Here is a 15688-nt window from a genome sequence, read left to right as displayed (position 1 = left end):
AGAAAGGACTAATAAAAAACAAAAAGAAAGTACAAAGATTAGTTCAAAAGCTAAAACTAAAAGTAAAAAGTTATTCAAGAAAATCTATAAAATACTCATCCGACAAAAGACAGATAGGAAAGAAATCAGACAATAAAATAAAAAGAAACATTAAAGTAGAAAAACCATACATTCAAATAACAACAGACACAACAGAATTTAAGTATTTAGAAAAAGATAAAAAAGGCAACTATCAAATAAAGAAACTTTATCTAAACCCATACCTAGATATGTACAACAGTGAAATACTAAGCTATGAAATATCAAAACAACCAACGATAGAACCAATCCTAAAGGCTTTAGACAAGGCAATAAAGGTAACTAGCAAAACAAAAGAAAAAAGAATATTCCACTCAGATCAAGGCTGGGCATATCAAGTGAAACAATACACATCAAGGTTAGAAACAAACGGCATCACCCAATCCATGTCCAGAAAAGGAAACTGCCTAGACAACTCACCAATGGAAAACTTCTTTGGAATATTAAAACAAGAAATATATTACGGACACAAATTCTATTCATACGAGCACTTAAAACAAACAATAGAAGATTTCATAAAATATTACAATGAAGAAAGAATAAAAGAAAAATTAGGATACCTATCACCAGTAGAATATAGAAAGAAAAATGCAGCATAAAAATCTTCTACCCCTAGGGGTAGGAAAGGACAAAGAAATACCAGAGCTAGTTTAGTTCTAACTCTGGTATTAGGTCCAACTTTATGGGGTCACCTTAATTTTTTTCAATTTATAGATCAGTTTTTTTATTTCTTACATTCCAAAAATTTCTTTTCCAAGTTTTGTATTTTTTGGATCTTCGTCTTCGAATACTATTTTTTTAACGTCGTTTTGGAATTTTATGTCTTTGTAGAGGATGCCTCCTACAAAATCTTCGCCTTTTTTGAATAATTTGTAGACTTTTTCTCCGTCTTCTTTTTTAACTTCTTCGATTCCTTCGCCTGAATTAAAGCCTGCTGAAAATAATTTAATATCACCAAGTAAAAGTGATGAGAATGGTTTTGGTGTTTGGTAGGTTTTATTATCACCTGTCATATTGCTTCCTGCAATTTCTCCCATTTCCATTGATGCTGTCCAAAGGCCTATTGTAGCTTTTCCTAATTGCATACAGTCTCCTGCTGCATAAACATTATCATCGCTTGTTTTTAAGTTTTCATTTACAAGGATTCCACGTTCAATTTCAAGTCCAGATTTTTCTGCGATTTCTAAATTATTTCTTACTCCTGTTTGAACTAAAATTGTATTTGCTTCGATTTCTTCTCCATCTTCAAGTTTTATTCCACAAACTTTACCGTCTTTTTCTAAAATTTCTGCAGTATTTTTTCCTGTAGAAGTTTTAATTCCTGCATCATTTAACTCTTTTTCTAACTTTTTGGAAAGTTCATTATCAAGTTGTTTTCCTAAAATATAGTCAAAAGTTTCAATAACTAGAACTTCACATCCTGTATTTTTTACAGAAAAAGCAGCTTCAAGACCCAAAAGTCCTCCACCAATTACTACAACTTTCTTGTTTTCTTTTATGTGGTTTTTGAAAGAATTTAAATCTTCAACACTTCTAATTGCAAAAACTCCATCGGCATCAATATTTTTTATTGGTGGTACAAATGGATGAGATCCTGTTGCTATAAGAGCTTTTCCATATTCAATCTCTTCTCCGTTTTTTAAAACTGCCTTTTTATTTTCAAGGTCAAGTTTTTCTACTTCACATTCAAGTTTTTCTTCTATATTATTTTTCCCATACCATTCTGGTTTTTTCACCAAAATTTCATCATTTGTAAAATCTTTACAAATTAATTCGGATAATTTTGTTCTCCAATAAGTATGGTCAGTTGCTTTTGAAATTATAATTATAGAAGAATCCTCTTCTTTTTTTCTAATTGTTTCAGCAGCCTTTAGGCCAGCTATTCCATTTCCAATAATTAAATAATCGTACATTTATTCTTCTCCTTTTGTTTATTTATTAACTAATATTTTTTCTCTTCCTATTAATTTACCCATTTTAAAATAATTTATCTATAAATTGGGTAAATTAATAAAGAAAAGAAAATAAAGAATTAAAATAAAGAAAGATTATTGGTATGGATGATTATGTAAAACTTGCTTATGATGCAATTGAATATTATTTAGAAAACAAAACTTATTTAAAGGATTTTGACGCAAAATTTAAGGAAAATTCAAACGGTATTAGGGTTGAAGTGAAAATTTGTGGAAGGCTTAAGGGGATTTCTGGATCAATTTTTCCAACTAGGAAAAATTTGGGCCTTGATATAATCCATGAAGCAGTAAACGCAGGATTTTTTGATTTAAAATTCAATCCGATTACAAAAGAAAATTTAAAAGATTTAGAGATAAAAGTTTTTGAATATTTTGATGTAGAAAAATTTAGATTTATTGAAGATTTTAAAGATTATGATGGGATAATGCTAACTTTTATGGAAGAAAATTATTATTTTTACAGAAAAGATTTTGATTCTGATATAGAAATGTTAGAAAAAGCCCTAGAAATTTCAAATGTTGACAGCTGGGATAATTTTTCTATTGATAAATTTAGGATTAAAATTCATCATTAAAGGAGGTATTATGTGGCTTTTACTTGCAATTTTCTCATCAATTTTTGCAGCTCTTACATCAATTTTGGCAAAGGTTGGAATTGATGGAGTAAATTCAAATCTTGCAACTGCAATTAGGACTTTTGTAGTTTTAATAATGAGCTGGGGCATGGTTTTTATTACTTCTTCGTTTTCTGGAATTTATAATATTAGCAAAAAATCCTGGGTATTTTTAATTTTATCAGGTCTTGCAACAGGCTTTAGTTGGCTTTGCTATTATGGCGCCTTAAAATATGGAAATGCCTCAAAAGTTGTTCCGATTGATAAAATGAGTGTGGTTTTGACTTTAATTCTTGCATTTTTATTTTTGGGCGAAGAATTTACTGTAAAATCTATCATTGGATGCATTTTAATTACAGCTGGGACACTTTTTATGGTTTTATAATATACTTTCTATTAATTTATAAATATATATTTTTTCATATAAAAATCAATTTGACTTTTTTCTTTAAAAATAGTAAATTAGTCAGTAGATATAAGCAATTAAAAGAAGAGTAGTTTTAAAAAATAATTTACAGAGAGGCCTTTAGGTGAAAGTGGCTATGCATTTTTTATTATGAAGATCATCTTTTAGCTTAATAAATGAAAAAATTAGTTTATTACGTAAGATAGGCGTTAACTTCATACTCAATTTTTGGGTGGACCGTCCCTTCTGGGGGCGTTTTTTTATTATAATTTATTTTAAAAGAAAAATTTATGAGAAAGAAAGGGAATTATGGCAAGTTTTAAATCATTAGATACAAAAAATACTAAACAAAGAGAACTTGATCTTTCCAAATACTGGGCAGATATCGACCTATTGGATAAGACTTTTACAACAAGAGAAGATGCAGATGAATATATAATTTATGACGGACCTCCAACTGCAAATGGAAAACCAGGAATTCACCACGTTATAGCAAGAACTTTGAAGGATATGACTTCAAGATATAAAAATATGATGGGCTTTAAGGTTTTGAAAAAAGCCGGATGGGATACACACGGCCTTCCTGTTGAAATCGAAGTTGAAAAAGAATTAGGTTTTACAGAAAAAGATCAAATCGAAGCTTACGGAGTTGAAAAATTCAATCAAAAATGTAAGGATTCAGTTTTTAAATATTCAGATATGTGGAGAGATATGTCAGATAGGATGGCTTTTCTTTACGACATGGACAATCCTTACATAACTTTGGACAATGATTATATAGAAACTGAATGGTGGCTATTAAATCAAGCTTTCAAAAAAGGATTAATTTATGAAGGGGCAAAAGTAATGCCATATTGCCCAAGATGTGGTACAGGTCTTGCAAGTCATGAAGTTGCTCAAGGCTATCAAATGGATAAGGCTATAACTTTAATTTGTAAATTTAAGAAAAAAGATGCCGAAAATGAATATTTCCTAGCTTGGACAACAACTCCATGGACTCTTCCATCAAACGTAGCTTTAACTGTTCATCCAGAACTTGACTATGTAAAAGTAAATGATAAAACTGATGGTTGCTATTATTATTTGGCAAAATCTTTGCTTGAAAAAGTTATGGCAGATCATGAGTATGAAGTTGTTGAAGAGATGAAGGGAAAAGACCTTGAATATGTTGAGTACGAACAACTACTTCCATATGTAAAGCCAGATGGCAAGGCATTTTTCCTAACTTGTGCTGATTATGTTTCAGCAGAAGACGGAACAGGAATTGTTCATACAGCTCCAGCCTTTGGTGAAGATGACTACCAACTTGGAAGAAAATATAATTTACCATTCGTTCAACCAGTAGACCTTGAAGGATGTTTTACAGAAACTCCTTGGAAGGGCAAATTTATTTTTGATACAAACGAAGAAATTTTCTTACACTTAAGAGATGAAGGAAAAGTTTATAAAAAACAAACAATCGAACACAATTATCCTCACTGTTGGAGATGTAAAACTCCACTTGTTTATTATGCAAAACCATCTTGGTATATAGAAATGAGCAAACTTTCTGAAAAAATGGTTGAAAATAATAACGGAGTTAATTGGTATCCACAAACAATCGGGGATAAAAGATTTGGAAATTGGCTTGAAAATGTAAAAGATTGGGCAATTTCAAGATCAAGATATTGGGGAACTCCACTAAATCTTTGGAGATGTGACGATTGTGGTCATGTTGAATCAATCGGTTCAAGAAAAGAATTGGCTGAAAAAGCAAGAGAAGATATAAGTGAAGATATAGAACTTCACAGACCATATGTTGATGATGTAACAATAACTTGTCCAGATTGTGGAAAAGTAATGCACAGGGTTCCAGATGTAATTGATGTTTGGTTTGACTCAGGAGCAATGCCATTTTCACAAGTTCATTATCCATTTGCAAAGGGAGAAGATTTAGATGATTATTTCCCAGCAGATTTTATCTGTGAAGGAATCGACCAAACAAGAGGATGGTTTTATTCACTAATGGCAATTTCAACAATTATTACAGGAAAGGCACCTTACAAAAATGTTTTGGTAAACGACTTGGTTGTTGATAAAAATGGACAAAAAATGTCAAAATCAAAAGGAAATACCCTAAATCCATTCGAATTATTTGATAAATATGGAGCAGATGCAGTAAGATTTTATTCTTTATATGTATCACCTTGTTGGGTTCCTACAAAATTTGACGAAAAAGGCCTAATCGAAGTTAAAAATAATTTCTTCAGAACAATTGAAAATGTTTATAATTTCTTTGTTCTTTATGCAAATACAGATAATATCGGTCTTGATGATATCAAAAATTTCAAAAATGTAGAACTTGAAGAAATCGACAAGTGGTTATATTCAAGATTAAATTCACTTTTAAAAGCTTATTACGAACAAATGGAATCTTTTGATTACAATAAGGTTGTTCATTTGGTAAATGATTTTGTTGTAGAAGATTTATCAAATTGGTATATAAGAAGAAATAGAAAGAGATTTTGGAGAGAAGATTTAACAGAATCCAAAAAAGCAGTTTATAAAACATGCTACGATGTTCTAGTAAGTCTTTCAAAAATGACAGCTCCAATAGCTCCATTTATTTCAGAAGAAATCTACAGAAATTTAACCGATGGACTTTCAGTTCATGTTGAAAAATTTGATGAGGTTAATGAAGATTTAATTGATGAAAAATTAGAAGAGAAAATGGATCTTGTAAGAAAAATGGTAACACTTGGTCGTGCATCAAGAGAAAAAGAATCAATCAAGGTTCGTCAACCTCTAGAAAAAATAATTGTAGATGGATCATTTAAAGATACAATCGGTGATTTAACAGGTTTAATCAAAGAAGAATTAAATATAAAAGAAGTTGAATTTGCAGATGATCTTTCAGACTTTATGGATTATTATCTAAAACCAAACTTCAGAAAAGTTGGACAAATTTTTGCTAAAAACGTGGGAGCTTTTGGAAAATTCTTGGCTGGTGTTGATGCAAAAGAATTTGTAGAAAAGGTTGAAAATTCTCCACAAGAAATCGAAATAAACGGAGAAAAATACACAGTTGAAAAAGATTATCTTGACGTAAGAATCCAAGCAAAAGAAGGATTTGATGTTGAAATGGACGGAAATGTCTTTGTAGTTTTGGATACAGAAATCACAGAAGATCTTAAAAAAGAAGGATACGCAAGAGAATTTGTATCAAAGATCCAAAACCTAAGAAAAGATAATGGCTATGAAGTTACAGATAGAATTGATATTTTCTACAGTGCAGACGATGAATTAAAAGCTGCCTTAAAAGAATTCGAAGAAGAAATCAAAAAAGAAACTTTGGCAGATACAATGGAAGTTAAAGAACTTGATACAGAAGATTTTGAACTAAACGACAAAAGCGTAAAAATTGAGCTTGAAAGAAAATAAAAACAAAAGGAAGTGAGGAAACTTGCTTCCTTTTTTTATGATTGGAGAAAAAATGAAAATTAGACTAATGAATATGGTAAAAATTTACGATGAAAAAAATAAAAAAGTCCTAGTATTAGATAAAAAGAAAAAATACGGCCGGGAAGGTCTCACCTTTCCTGGCGGAAAAGTTGAAAAAAACGAATCATTTGAAAATTCAGTAATAAGAGAGGCAAAAGAGGAGACAAATCTAGACATAAAAAATCCCAAACTTGTTGGAATAATAACATGGACCTTTACAAACGATGAGGGTGAATTTCAAAAAGATGTGGGACTTTTATATCAAACAAGTGATTTTTCTGGAAAATTAATTGAAGATAATAGGGAAGGAAAATTATTTTGGAAAGATTACGACGAATTTAAAAAAATGGATAAGATGAGCGAGTCGATGCCAGAGATTTTAAAAATTTATGATGGAAAATATAGGGAAATTTATTGGGATGTAGATGAGGATAGGAAAAAATTTCATTAATTTTTAATATAGGAACAAAATATCTTAACAAATCCAGAATAAATAAAAACTCTTACTAATATGTTAAAGTAAAATAATAAAATTGACTGAAAATCTTAGAAAGATTCAATAGATGATAAAATTCATTTACAGCTAAAGGACAGATTTATACCAAATAATTAAGCCTAGTAATAAATTTGATTTGACAAATATCCTAAGAGATTATTTTTAATTTTTAAATTTCATGTGTACAAACAAACTGACCTCAAAAGTTATAAAAATTAACTTTATGAGGTCAGTTTTTTTATGAAAAATATAGGAAAATTTATTTATTTTCATATTTTAAAAATCTCTTAGAAAAATATAAAAATATTATTATCTCTCCTATTGCAAAAAATCCTAATAAGGCTAGATCATGCGGACTTATAAATCTAAAGTTATTTGATTCAATTGCCAAAAAGCTAAGTCCAATTATTTTTAAAGATTTATAGGCAGTTGCAAAGCCAAACATTGTAAAAATTATTGACAGAAGAACTATTATTCCAAAAGATTTTATCCTTATAGATAAAGCTCCAAAAATTCCAATAAGAGGCAGAGATAAAAATATGCTAAGGATTGTATAGTAAAAATAAATTTTAAAGTTTACGCTTGGGAAATTCCCTATAAATTTTCCACCAAGATAAAAAAGTGCCAAAAAATATAATTGACAAAGGCTTATTATTATAAAGGCTAAAATTAATTTTCCTATTACAAATGATATATTTTTCTTTGGGCTTAATCTTATAAATTTTAGTCCTGCCTTGTGTTCTGTTGACCATAAACTTGCTATTATTATTGCAATTAATGGGATATAGAAAAATGAAAAGTAAAATAAACTTACTTGAGTCCAAAGGCTTTGCCAATTGTGAGTTAAGATTTCCCTATTTCCCATGTAATTTATAAGTCCAAAGGCATTGGCGAGTAGAGGAATTACAAGACTTACCAGCAAAATATTTATAAATTTTATTTTTTTAAATTCTAATTTTAACATTTTTCCTCCTAGTCCTTGTATAAGTTGTAAGATTTCATTGTCTTTATATAGTAAATGCTTGATATTAAAAAAATTAGGGCAATGATTAAGGTATAGAAATTTATTGGATTTAATACTTGAACAAATTTCCCTCCTTCTTTCACATAAGAAATATTTAAAAGACTTGCCATCCAAGCAAATGGATTTATAAAAGAGAGAATTTCAGATGTAAGCATGCTTATTACTCCAGTAAGACCTCCTACTATAGAAATAAATGATAGGGTGTAGACTTTTTTTGTTTTCATCTCTATTATCATAAAAAATCCCAAGAAAAATAAATTTATTATAAGAGCTGATATATTTACAATTAAAAATCTTAAAATCATTTCATTATTAAAAGTGAAATTTTTTGACTTCATTGCTAAAATAATAAAAGTTAAAGCTTCAATTATTTGTAAAAAAATTAGCCTAAGGGATAAATTTTTAAATTTTTTAAGAAGAATAGAATTAACTTTTTCTCCAAGAATTATTTGCATCTGCCACATCTTGTTTTTTTCTTCAATTTCAATTACCTTTTTTACAAGAGATGAAATTAGAATGGGGTTTATTAGTAGAGATATAAATAAATAAGTATCCATTATATAGGAAAGTGGGAGTTTACTTTCTAAAAAAGATTTTGAAAAACTTTGACCTGTTACTATTAGCATTTGTGAGATAAAAACTATTAATATTAAAAAATTTATCCCAAGCCTTTTGAATTTTTTTCTTTCTAAGTTTTTCATATTAGGACCTGCTTTCTTCAATAAATAATTTTTCAAGACTTTCTTTTTCTTCCTCAATCCTATAAATATCAAGCTTTCCATGTAAAAAGTTTACTATTTCTCCAATATCTTGGTTTGATTTTTTTCCTAAAATTATCTTTTTATCTTTTAAATAAGTCCCATCAAGATCTAAAAGTTCGAGAGCTTTCTTGTTATCAGATGTAACAATTGATATATATGGGGGATGAAGCCTCCTATATTCTTCTAGGCTTCCATTGTAGGTTAATTTTCCTTCTTTGAGGATACCAATGTGGGTTGAAATTTTTTCGATTTCATCAAGAATATGTGAAGAAATTAGGATACTTGTGGAAGTATTTTTTACAATATTTTTAAATAAATTTCTCATCTCTTCAATTCCTTGAGGATCAAGACCATTAATCGGTTCATCTAAGATTAAAAGTTTGGGATTTCCAATTAAGGCTATGGCAATTCCAAGTCTTTGCTTCATACCCAAAGAATATTCTCTAGCTTTCTTTTTTCCTACATTTTTAAGACCAACAAGGTCTAAAGTTTTTGAAATTTCTTTTTTGTCGACTCCCTTTAGACTTGAAATTATTTCTAGATTTTCGTAGCCTGTTAAATGGTCATAAAAGGAAGGATTTTCAATTAGACCACCAAGATTTTTATTGAAATCTTTTTGATTTTTTGAAGTTAATTCACATCCAAAAACTTTTATTTCTCCTCCATCTTTTTTTACAAGCCCAAGTATAAGCTTCATAAGAGTGGACTTTCCCGCTCCATTTTTTCCAATTAAACCGTAAATAGATTTTTCTTCGATTTCTAATGAGTCTATATCTAAGACTTTCTTCTTATTGTATGATTTTTCTAAATTTTTTATTTCCAGTATTTTTTTCATAATTTCCTCCTAAATATAAAATAACAGAAATAGATAAAAATAATCTTTAAAGTAGGTCACTTTTACATCACAAAATAAAATTAATTAAATAAGTGGTGTATAATTAGCTTAACGAGGTGGGGAAATGAATTTTAGAGAAAATTTTAGTATTTTAGTCGTCGATGATGAAAAAAATTTATTAGAAAATTTATATAACTTTTTAAAAGATAAGGGTTTTAAAAAAATTTACACTGCTAAAAATTTAAAGGAATCAAGATTTAAACTTGAAAATTTTAAAATTGACCTAATAGTTTTGGATTTAATGCTTCCAGATGGAAGTGGTTTTGACTTATTAAAGGAAGTTAGGAAAAATTCTGATTTAGCCGTTATAATTTTATCTGCCCTTGATGGAATTGATGATAGGAAAGAAGGTTTTGAAAATAAGGCCGATGATTATTTGGTAAAACCATTTTTCCCAGACGAGCTTTTATGGAGAATTGATGCAGTTTTAAGAAGAAGTAAAAAAATAAAAAATGAAGAAAAGATAAATTTAGGCAAGGTTATTTTTGATAAATCTAAGGGAATTGTTGAAAAAAATGGTAAAGAAATTGCCCTAACAGCCACACAATTTAAAATTCTTTCTTTTTTATCTGAAAATATGAATATGATAGTTTCAATTGATAGGATTTTAGATCATATTTGGAAAGATTCTTATGGCTATGAAAATACCTTAATAACTCACATATATAGGCTTCGTGAAAAACTTGAGGATAATCCAAGAGATCCAAAAATTTTAATTACAATAAAGGGACTTGGTTATAAGCTTGTTAATAAGGAGTAGAAATGTTTAATTATTTTTTAAAAAAATTTAAAAAAATAACCCTTAGAATTTTGTTTTTGATGTTTTTTCTAATATTTTTATTTATGATTTTTCTCTACATTAACTATAAATTAAGCAATAAATATCCAAAACCCAATGATGTTTATGCTTATGTGGAAAAAAATAAAACTCAGACTTATCTAAATGAAAAAAATAAGAAATTTTTAAAAGAAAAAAATATTTGGTCCATAAGACTTGATAAGGATGGAAAGGTTATAGAAAGTTTCAATAAACCAAAAAATCTTAAAGAAAAATTTGAACTTATTGATGTTGCAAGATTTACTAGATTTTATTTGGCTGACTATCCTGTTTTTACCTACATTGTTGGAGATGGTTTGATTTTATTTGCCTATCCAAAAAATTCTTTGGATAAATTTCCCTTCAACTATTATAATTACAAAAGCCTTGTTTTTAATTTTAAATTATTCTTATTTTTTGCACTTTTGTTTTTCTTATTAGTTTATATTTTTTATAGGATTGATATTAAAAATATCTTTAAAAATATCCTTCCATTTCAAAAAGCAATAGATAGGCTTTATGAAGATGATTATGAAAGCTTGGATGAAGATGGAGAATTAAAAGATTTGGCTATATCCATAAATAAGGCAAATGAAAAATACCATAATTTAAAAAAATCTCAAAATAAGTGGATTAGAGGCCTAAGTCATGATGTAAGAACTCCCCTTGCAAAAATTTCGTGGGAGCTAAGTAAAGAAAATAAGGAAAATCTTGATGTAGAAAATATGAAAGACCAAGTCCTAAAAATTTCAAATATTTTGGAAAGCCTAAATCTCACCTTATCACTTTCTAACATAGATAAAGAAAATTTTGCTGAAGAAAATCCCTTAAAAATAATCAGAAAACTTATAGTAGATAAATTAAATGAAAATCCAGATAGGGAAATTATTTTTGAAAATAAGGTGGAAAATAAAGATATAAAGCTTAAAATGGATGAAAATTTATTTTATAGGATGCTTGAAAATATTTTAAAAAATTCCCTAATTTATACAAATGGAAAAATTAAAGTTACAGTTTCAGATTCTAGCGAGAAGTTGACTATTAAAATTTTAGATCAAGGAGAAGGAGTATCTGAACAAATAATAGAAAAAATTAATAAGGAAGATTTGACCGATGTTACAAGACATGGTTTGGGTCTTTTTATTTCTAAACAAATTGCAGAATTACATGGTGGAAAATTTATTATAAAAAACAAAAATAAGGGCCTTGAAGTATCTTTTATCTTTAATTATACGAATTAAATTTTATTTTTATATTAAAGATAAAATCTTAAAAAATTCGATATTGTGAGTGTTTTTTAATTTTTTATGTTATACTTTTTAAAGAAACTAATGGAGGTGGTCTTGTGTGTGAAAATTTAGATAAATATTCTGTGGTTTTAAAGGATGTTTCTAAGTCTTTTGATGATGAAATGATTTTAAAATCTGTTGATTTGGAGCTTGAGAAGGGGAAATTTTATACGCTTTTGGGGCCTTCTGGTTGTGGGAAAACTACAATTTTAAATCTTATTGCGGGCTTTTTGGAAGCAAATTCTGGAGAGATTTATATTAATGGAGAAAATGTTTTGGATATTCCTGCAAGTAAGAGAAAGGTTAATACGGTTTTTCAAAATTATTCTCTTTTTCCTCACATGAATGTTTTTGATAATGTTGCCTTTGGTCTTGAAATTAAAAAAACTGACAAAAAAATTATAAAAAAGGAAGTTGAAAAGGCTCTTGATATGGTAAATTTGTCAGGATTTGAAAAACGTGAAGTTTCTCAAATGTCTGGTGGGCAAAAACAAAGGGTTGCAATTGCTCGCGCCCTTGTAAATAAACCTGATGTGCTTTTACTTGATGAGCCCTTGTCTGCTCTTGATATGAAACTTAGAAAATCCATGCAGGTTTTGCTTCGTGATTTGCAGTGGGAGCTTGGAATAACTTTTGTTTTTGTAACTCACGATCAAGAAGAGGCTCTTGCCATGAGCGATTGGATTTTTGTAATGGATAAGGGCGAAATTGTACAACAAGGAAGTCCAAAAGATATTTATGATGAGCCAATCAATCGCTATGTTGCTCAGTTTATTGGGGAAAGCAATATTTTAAAGGCAAGAATGGTTGATGATTATAAGGTTGAATTTGCAAATAAAACTTTCGCCTGCTCTGATGCTGGGATTAATAAAAATGAAAGGGTAGAAGTTGTAATTAGGCCTGAAGATATAAATGTTGTGTCAGTTGATGATGCTGATATTGTTGTAAATATCGACAACATTTTGTACAGGGGAGTTTTTAATGAATTGATTTGTTTTGATTCTTCTGAATTTAGGTGGAAAATTCACACAACGAGAAATTTTGAAGAAGGCGATGATATTGGAATAAAAATTGATGCAGAAAATATCCACGTTATGCGTTATAACGAAAGCGAGGATGATTTTGATAAAAGAATTGAAAAATATGCGATTGGAGAAGATGATGGCTAAAAAATACCAAAAATTATCTGCAATTTATTATTTGTGGATTTTAATTTTTATAATTGCACCTATCCTTCTTTTGGTTTACCAATCATTTTTTGATATTTATGGAAATTTCACCCTAGACAATTATATTTCCTATTTTTCAAATAAAAATTATATGATTATGACCTTCAATTCTCTTTTGACTGCATTTTTAATAACGGCCTTCACACTTTTGTGGGCCTATCCATTTTCATATTTTCTATCCAAGGCAAAAAACAAGGATTTTATCTTGCTTTTGGTAATTCTTCCGACTTGGATAAATTTAGTTTTAAAGGCTTACGCTTTTATTGGGCTTTTTAATAAAAACGGAAGTATTATGGGATTTTTGGGCCTTGCAAGCGAGGGGATTTTGTTTACAAATCCTGCCTTTATTTTGGTTGCTTCCTATGTTGAGCTTCCCTTTATGATAATTCCAATTTTTAGGGCCATAGATTCTATTCCAAATGAATATATAATTGCAAGCGAAGATTTGGGAGCAAGTAAGTTTCAAACTTTTAGAAAAATAATTCTTCCCCTTTCTATGGATGGAGTAATGGCTGCAAGTCAGGCTGTTTTTATTCCCTCCCTTTCACTTTTTCTTATAACCAGAATTATTGGAGGAAATAAAATTATAACACTCGGAACTGCAGTTGAAGAACATTATTTGGTTACTCAAAATTGGGGCATGGGTTCAACCATTGGCCTTGTTTTGATTTTTATGATGTTTGCAGTTATTTCTATTTTAAATAAAAAGGCGGTCAAAAATGGAAAATAAAAAAAATAGGCTAGGAAATTTGTATTTATTATTTATATTTATAGTAATGTACTTGCCCTTGGCTTTTTTAATTTTTTATTCATTTAATAGCGGGGGAAATATGAATGTTTTTGAAAGCTTTACCCTAAAATATTATAAAAAAGTTTTTGAAGACGAAAGGCTTATAAATATTGTAATAAATACCCTAATAATCGGACTTTTGTCGTCTTTAATTGCAACAATTATTGGGACACTTGGTGCAATTTCAATTTATTATATGAGAGATAAAAATTTAAAAAAGAAAGTTTTGAGCCTAAATTCAGTTTTGATGGTTTTGCCAGATGTAATGATGGGAGCATCATTTTTGATTTTATTTTCTTTTTTATTAAAAATTCCCATGGGTTTTTATACAGTTTTGCTATCCCATATTGCTTTTTCAATTCCAATTGTTGTTTTGATGGTTCTTCCAAGGCTTTACGCCCTAAATTCTGATATGATGAAGGCTGCGGAAGATTTGGGAGCAAATGATATTACAATTTTAAATAAAATTATCCTTCCAAATATTGCAAGCGGAATATTTGCGGGATTTTTTATGGCCCTTACCTATTCCTTAGATGATTTTGCTGTAACATTTTTTGTAACAGGGTCAGGATTTTCGACCCTTTCTGTAGAAATTTATTCGAGGGTAAGAACGGGAATTTCTCTAGAAATAAATGCCCTATCTTCAATGATTTTTATTTTGTCCTTGATTTTGGCAATTGGCTATTATGTCATACAAAGTAGAGAAGAAAAAAGGAGGGCAAGATGAACAAGGTTTACAAATTTTTTATAGGAATTTTGGGACTTACTCTTCTTTTATTTTTGGGACAAAAAAAATTAAATGCAAAAGAAAAAGACCAGGATTCAAAAAATATTTATTTTTATAATTGGGGCGATTATATTGATCCTGAAATTATAAAAGATTTTGAAAAAGAAACAGGCTATCACGTAATTTATGAAACTTTCGATTCAAACGAGGCTATGATGGCAAAAGTTGAGCAGGGGAAAACTTCCTACGATTTGGCTTTCCCGTCAGAATATACGGTTGAGATGATGAGAGATAAAAAACTTTTGAAAAAATTGGACCACAAAAAAATAAAGGGCCTTGATAATATTGACCAAAGATTTTTAAATTTATCTTATGATCCCAACAATGAATATTCAATTCCATATTTTTGGGGATCTTTTGGTATAATTTATAACAATAAAAAATACAAAAAAGAAGATTTTTCATCTTGGAAAAATTTGTGGGATAAAAAATTTGAAGGAGAAATTTTATCTTTTGATGGGGCAAGAGAAACTTTAGGAATTGGGCTTTTGGCAGAAGGAAGGTCTTTAAATGAAAAGGATGAAAAAGTTTTAAGACAAACGAAAGATGAATTGGTTGGTTTTATGGAAAATGTAAAGGCAATTCTTGCTGATGAAATCAGAATGTATATGGTTCAAGAAGAGGCTGATATAGCAATTACATTTTCAGGAGAAGCTTCAATGGCAGAATCTATAAATCCAAATCTTTCCTACACAATTCCAAAAGAAGGATCAAATATTTGGTTTGATACCATGGTTATCCCAAAAACTTCAAAAAATACCGAAGGTGCCTACGCCCTTATAAATTATCTTTTAAGGCCAGAAGTTGCAGCAAAAAATGCAGACTATGTTTGGTATCCAACTCCAAACAAAAAGGCAATGAAATATATTGATAAGAAAGCGAGAAATGATAAGACCTTGTATCCAGATGATGAAGATATAGAAAAATTAGAAGTTTTCAAAAATTTGGGCAAGGAAACAACAATTTTATACAATGATTTGTTTTTGGATTTAAAAATTTCTCCTAAAGCAGATTAAATTTTTCCTTGAAAATTTGCTACGAGTAAGTTT

The 15688-nt window shown here is 29.1% G+C and carries 15 protein-coding genes; 11 read left to right on the top strand and 4 right to left on the bottom strand.

Annotated features, from left to right (window positions below; all coding sequences use genetic code 11):
- Positions 1–677 (top strand): IS3 family transposase (locus BN3265_RS08160; RefSeq protein ID WP_148363016.1); only part of this gene is annotated, 677 nt, incomplete at its 5' end.
- Positions 678–809: 132 nt separating this feature from the next.
- On the opposite strand, the gene BN3265_RS08155 is transcribed toward BN3265_RS08160, so the two are convergent.
- The gene (locus BN3265_RS08155; RefSeq protein WP_058991080.1) at positions 810–1991 is read right to left on the bottom strand and encodes an NAD(P)/FAD-dependent oxidoreductase; all 1182 of its coding nucleotides are present in this window, start codon (positions 1989–1991) and stop codon (positions 810–812) included.
- Positions 1992–2134: 143 nt separating this feature from the next.
- Between BN3265_RS08155 and BN3265_RS08150 the strand changes: the two genes are divergently transcribed.
- The 4 genes from BN3265_RS08150 to BN3265_RS08135 all read left to right on the top strand — a co-directional run bounded on the left by BN3265_RS08150 (position 2135) and on the right by BN3265_RS08135 (position 7002).
- Entirely contained in the window at positions 2135–2626 is a 492-nt protein-coding gene (locus BN3265_RS08150) for an AMMECR1 domain-containing protein (protein ID WP_058991079.1), read from the top strand.
- A gap of 10 nt (positions 2627–2636) precedes the next feature.
- A complete protein-coding gene (locus BN3265_RS08145; protein ID WP_058991078.1) occupies positions 2637–3050 on the top strand; it encodes an EamA family transporter in 414 nt (137 codons plus the stop codon).
- Positions 3051–3380: 330 nt separating this feature from the next.
- The gene (gene ileS, locus BN3265_RS08140; RefSeq protein WP_058991077.1) at positions 3381–6491 is read left to right on the top strand and encodes an isoleucine--tRNA ligase; all 3111 of its coding nucleotides are present in this window, start codon (positions 3381–3383) and stop codon (positions 6489–6491) included.
- Between the two features lie 52 nt (positions 6492–6543).
- Positions 6544–7002, top strand: a complete 459-nt coding sequence (locus BN3265_RS08135; protein WP_058991310.1) for an NUDIX domain-containing protein — start codon at positions 6544–6546, stop codon at positions 7000–7002.
- A 304-nt stretch (positions 7003–7306) separates the two neighbouring features.
- Here the strand turns inward: BN3265_RS08135 and BN3265_RS08130 are convergent, their stop codons facing one another.
- The 3 genes from BN3265_RS08130 to BN3265_RS08120 are packed head-to-tail and all read right to left on the bottom strand — an operon-like array spanning position 7307 to position 9667.
- A complete protein-coding gene (locus BN3265_RS08130) occupies positions 7307–8011 on the bottom strand; it encodes an ABC transporter permease (RefSeq protein ID WP_058991076.1) in 705 nt (234 codons plus the stop codon).
- Positions 8012–8019: 8 nt separating this feature from the next.
- On the bottom strand, positions 8020–8772 hold the full coding sequence (locus BN3265_RS08125) for an ABC transporter permease (protein ID WP_058991309.1): 753 nt from the start codon (positions 8770–8772) through the stop codon (positions 8020–8022).
- Between the two features lies 1 nt (position 8773).
- On the bottom strand, positions 8774–9667 hold the full coding sequence (locus BN3265_RS08120) for an ABC transporter ATP-binding protein (RefSeq protein ID WP_058991075.1): 894 nt from the start codon (positions 9665–9667) through the stop codon (positions 8774–8776).
- A 124-nt stretch (positions 9668–9791) separates the two neighbouring features.
- On the opposite strand from BN3265_RS08120, the gene BN3265_RS08115 reads away from it, so the two are divergent.
- The 6 genes from BN3265_RS08115 to BN3265_RS08090 all read left to right on the top strand — a co-directional run bounded on the left by BN3265_RS08115 (position 9792) and on the right by BN3265_RS08090 (position 15655).
- The gene (locus BN3265_RS08115) at positions 9792–10487 is read left to right on the top strand and encodes a response regulator transcription factor (protein ID WP_058991074.1); all 696 of its coding nucleotides are present in this window, start codon (positions 9792–9794) and stop codon (positions 10485–10487) included.
- Between the two features lie 2 nt (positions 10488–10489).
- Positions 10490–11785, top strand: coding sequence for a sensor histidine kinase (locus BN3265_RS08110; RefSeq protein WP_058991073.1), 1296 nt, complete (start codon positions 10490–10492; stop codon positions 11783–11785).
- A gap of 104 nt (positions 11786–11889) precedes the next feature.
- Positions 11890–13002 (top strand): ABC transporter ATP-binding protein, encoded by a 1113-nt coding sequence (locus tag BN3265_RS08105; RefSeq protein ID WP_058991072.1) that lies wholly within the window; start codon positions 11890–11892, stop codon positions 13000–13002.
- Positions 12995–13792 carry an ABC transporter permease gene (locus BN3265_RS08100; RefSeq protein ID WP_058991071.1) on the top strand — a complete coding sequence of 266 codons (798 nt, stop codon included), beginning with the start codon at positions 12995–12997 and terminating at the stop codon, positions 13790–13792. Before BN3265_RS08105 ends, BN3265_RS08100 begins: the two co-directional genes overlap by 8 nt.
- Entirely contained in the window at positions 13782–14579 is a 798-nt protein-coding gene (locus tag BN3265_RS08095; protein WP_058991070.1) for an ABC transporter permease, read from the top strand. The genes BN3265_RS08100 and BN3265_RS08095 overlap by 11 nt, the downstream gene beginning before the upstream one ends.
- Positions 14576–15655, top strand: a complete 1080-nt coding sequence (locus tag BN3265_RS08090; protein WP_058991069.1) for an ABC transporter substrate-binding protein — start codon at positions 14576–14578, stop codon at positions 15653–15655. Before BN3265_RS08095 ends, BN3265_RS08090 begins: the two co-directional genes overlap by 4 nt.
- Positions 15656–15688 lie beyond the last annotated feature (33 nt).

It is taken from the genome of Anaerococcus rubeinfantis, assembly GCF_001487145.1.
GTDB classification, from domain to species: Bacteria; Bacillota; Clostridia; order Tissierellales; family Peptoniphilaceae; genus Anaerococcus; species Anaerococcus rubeinfantis.
This window is presented reverse-complemented; position numbering and strand designations above follow the sequence as displayed.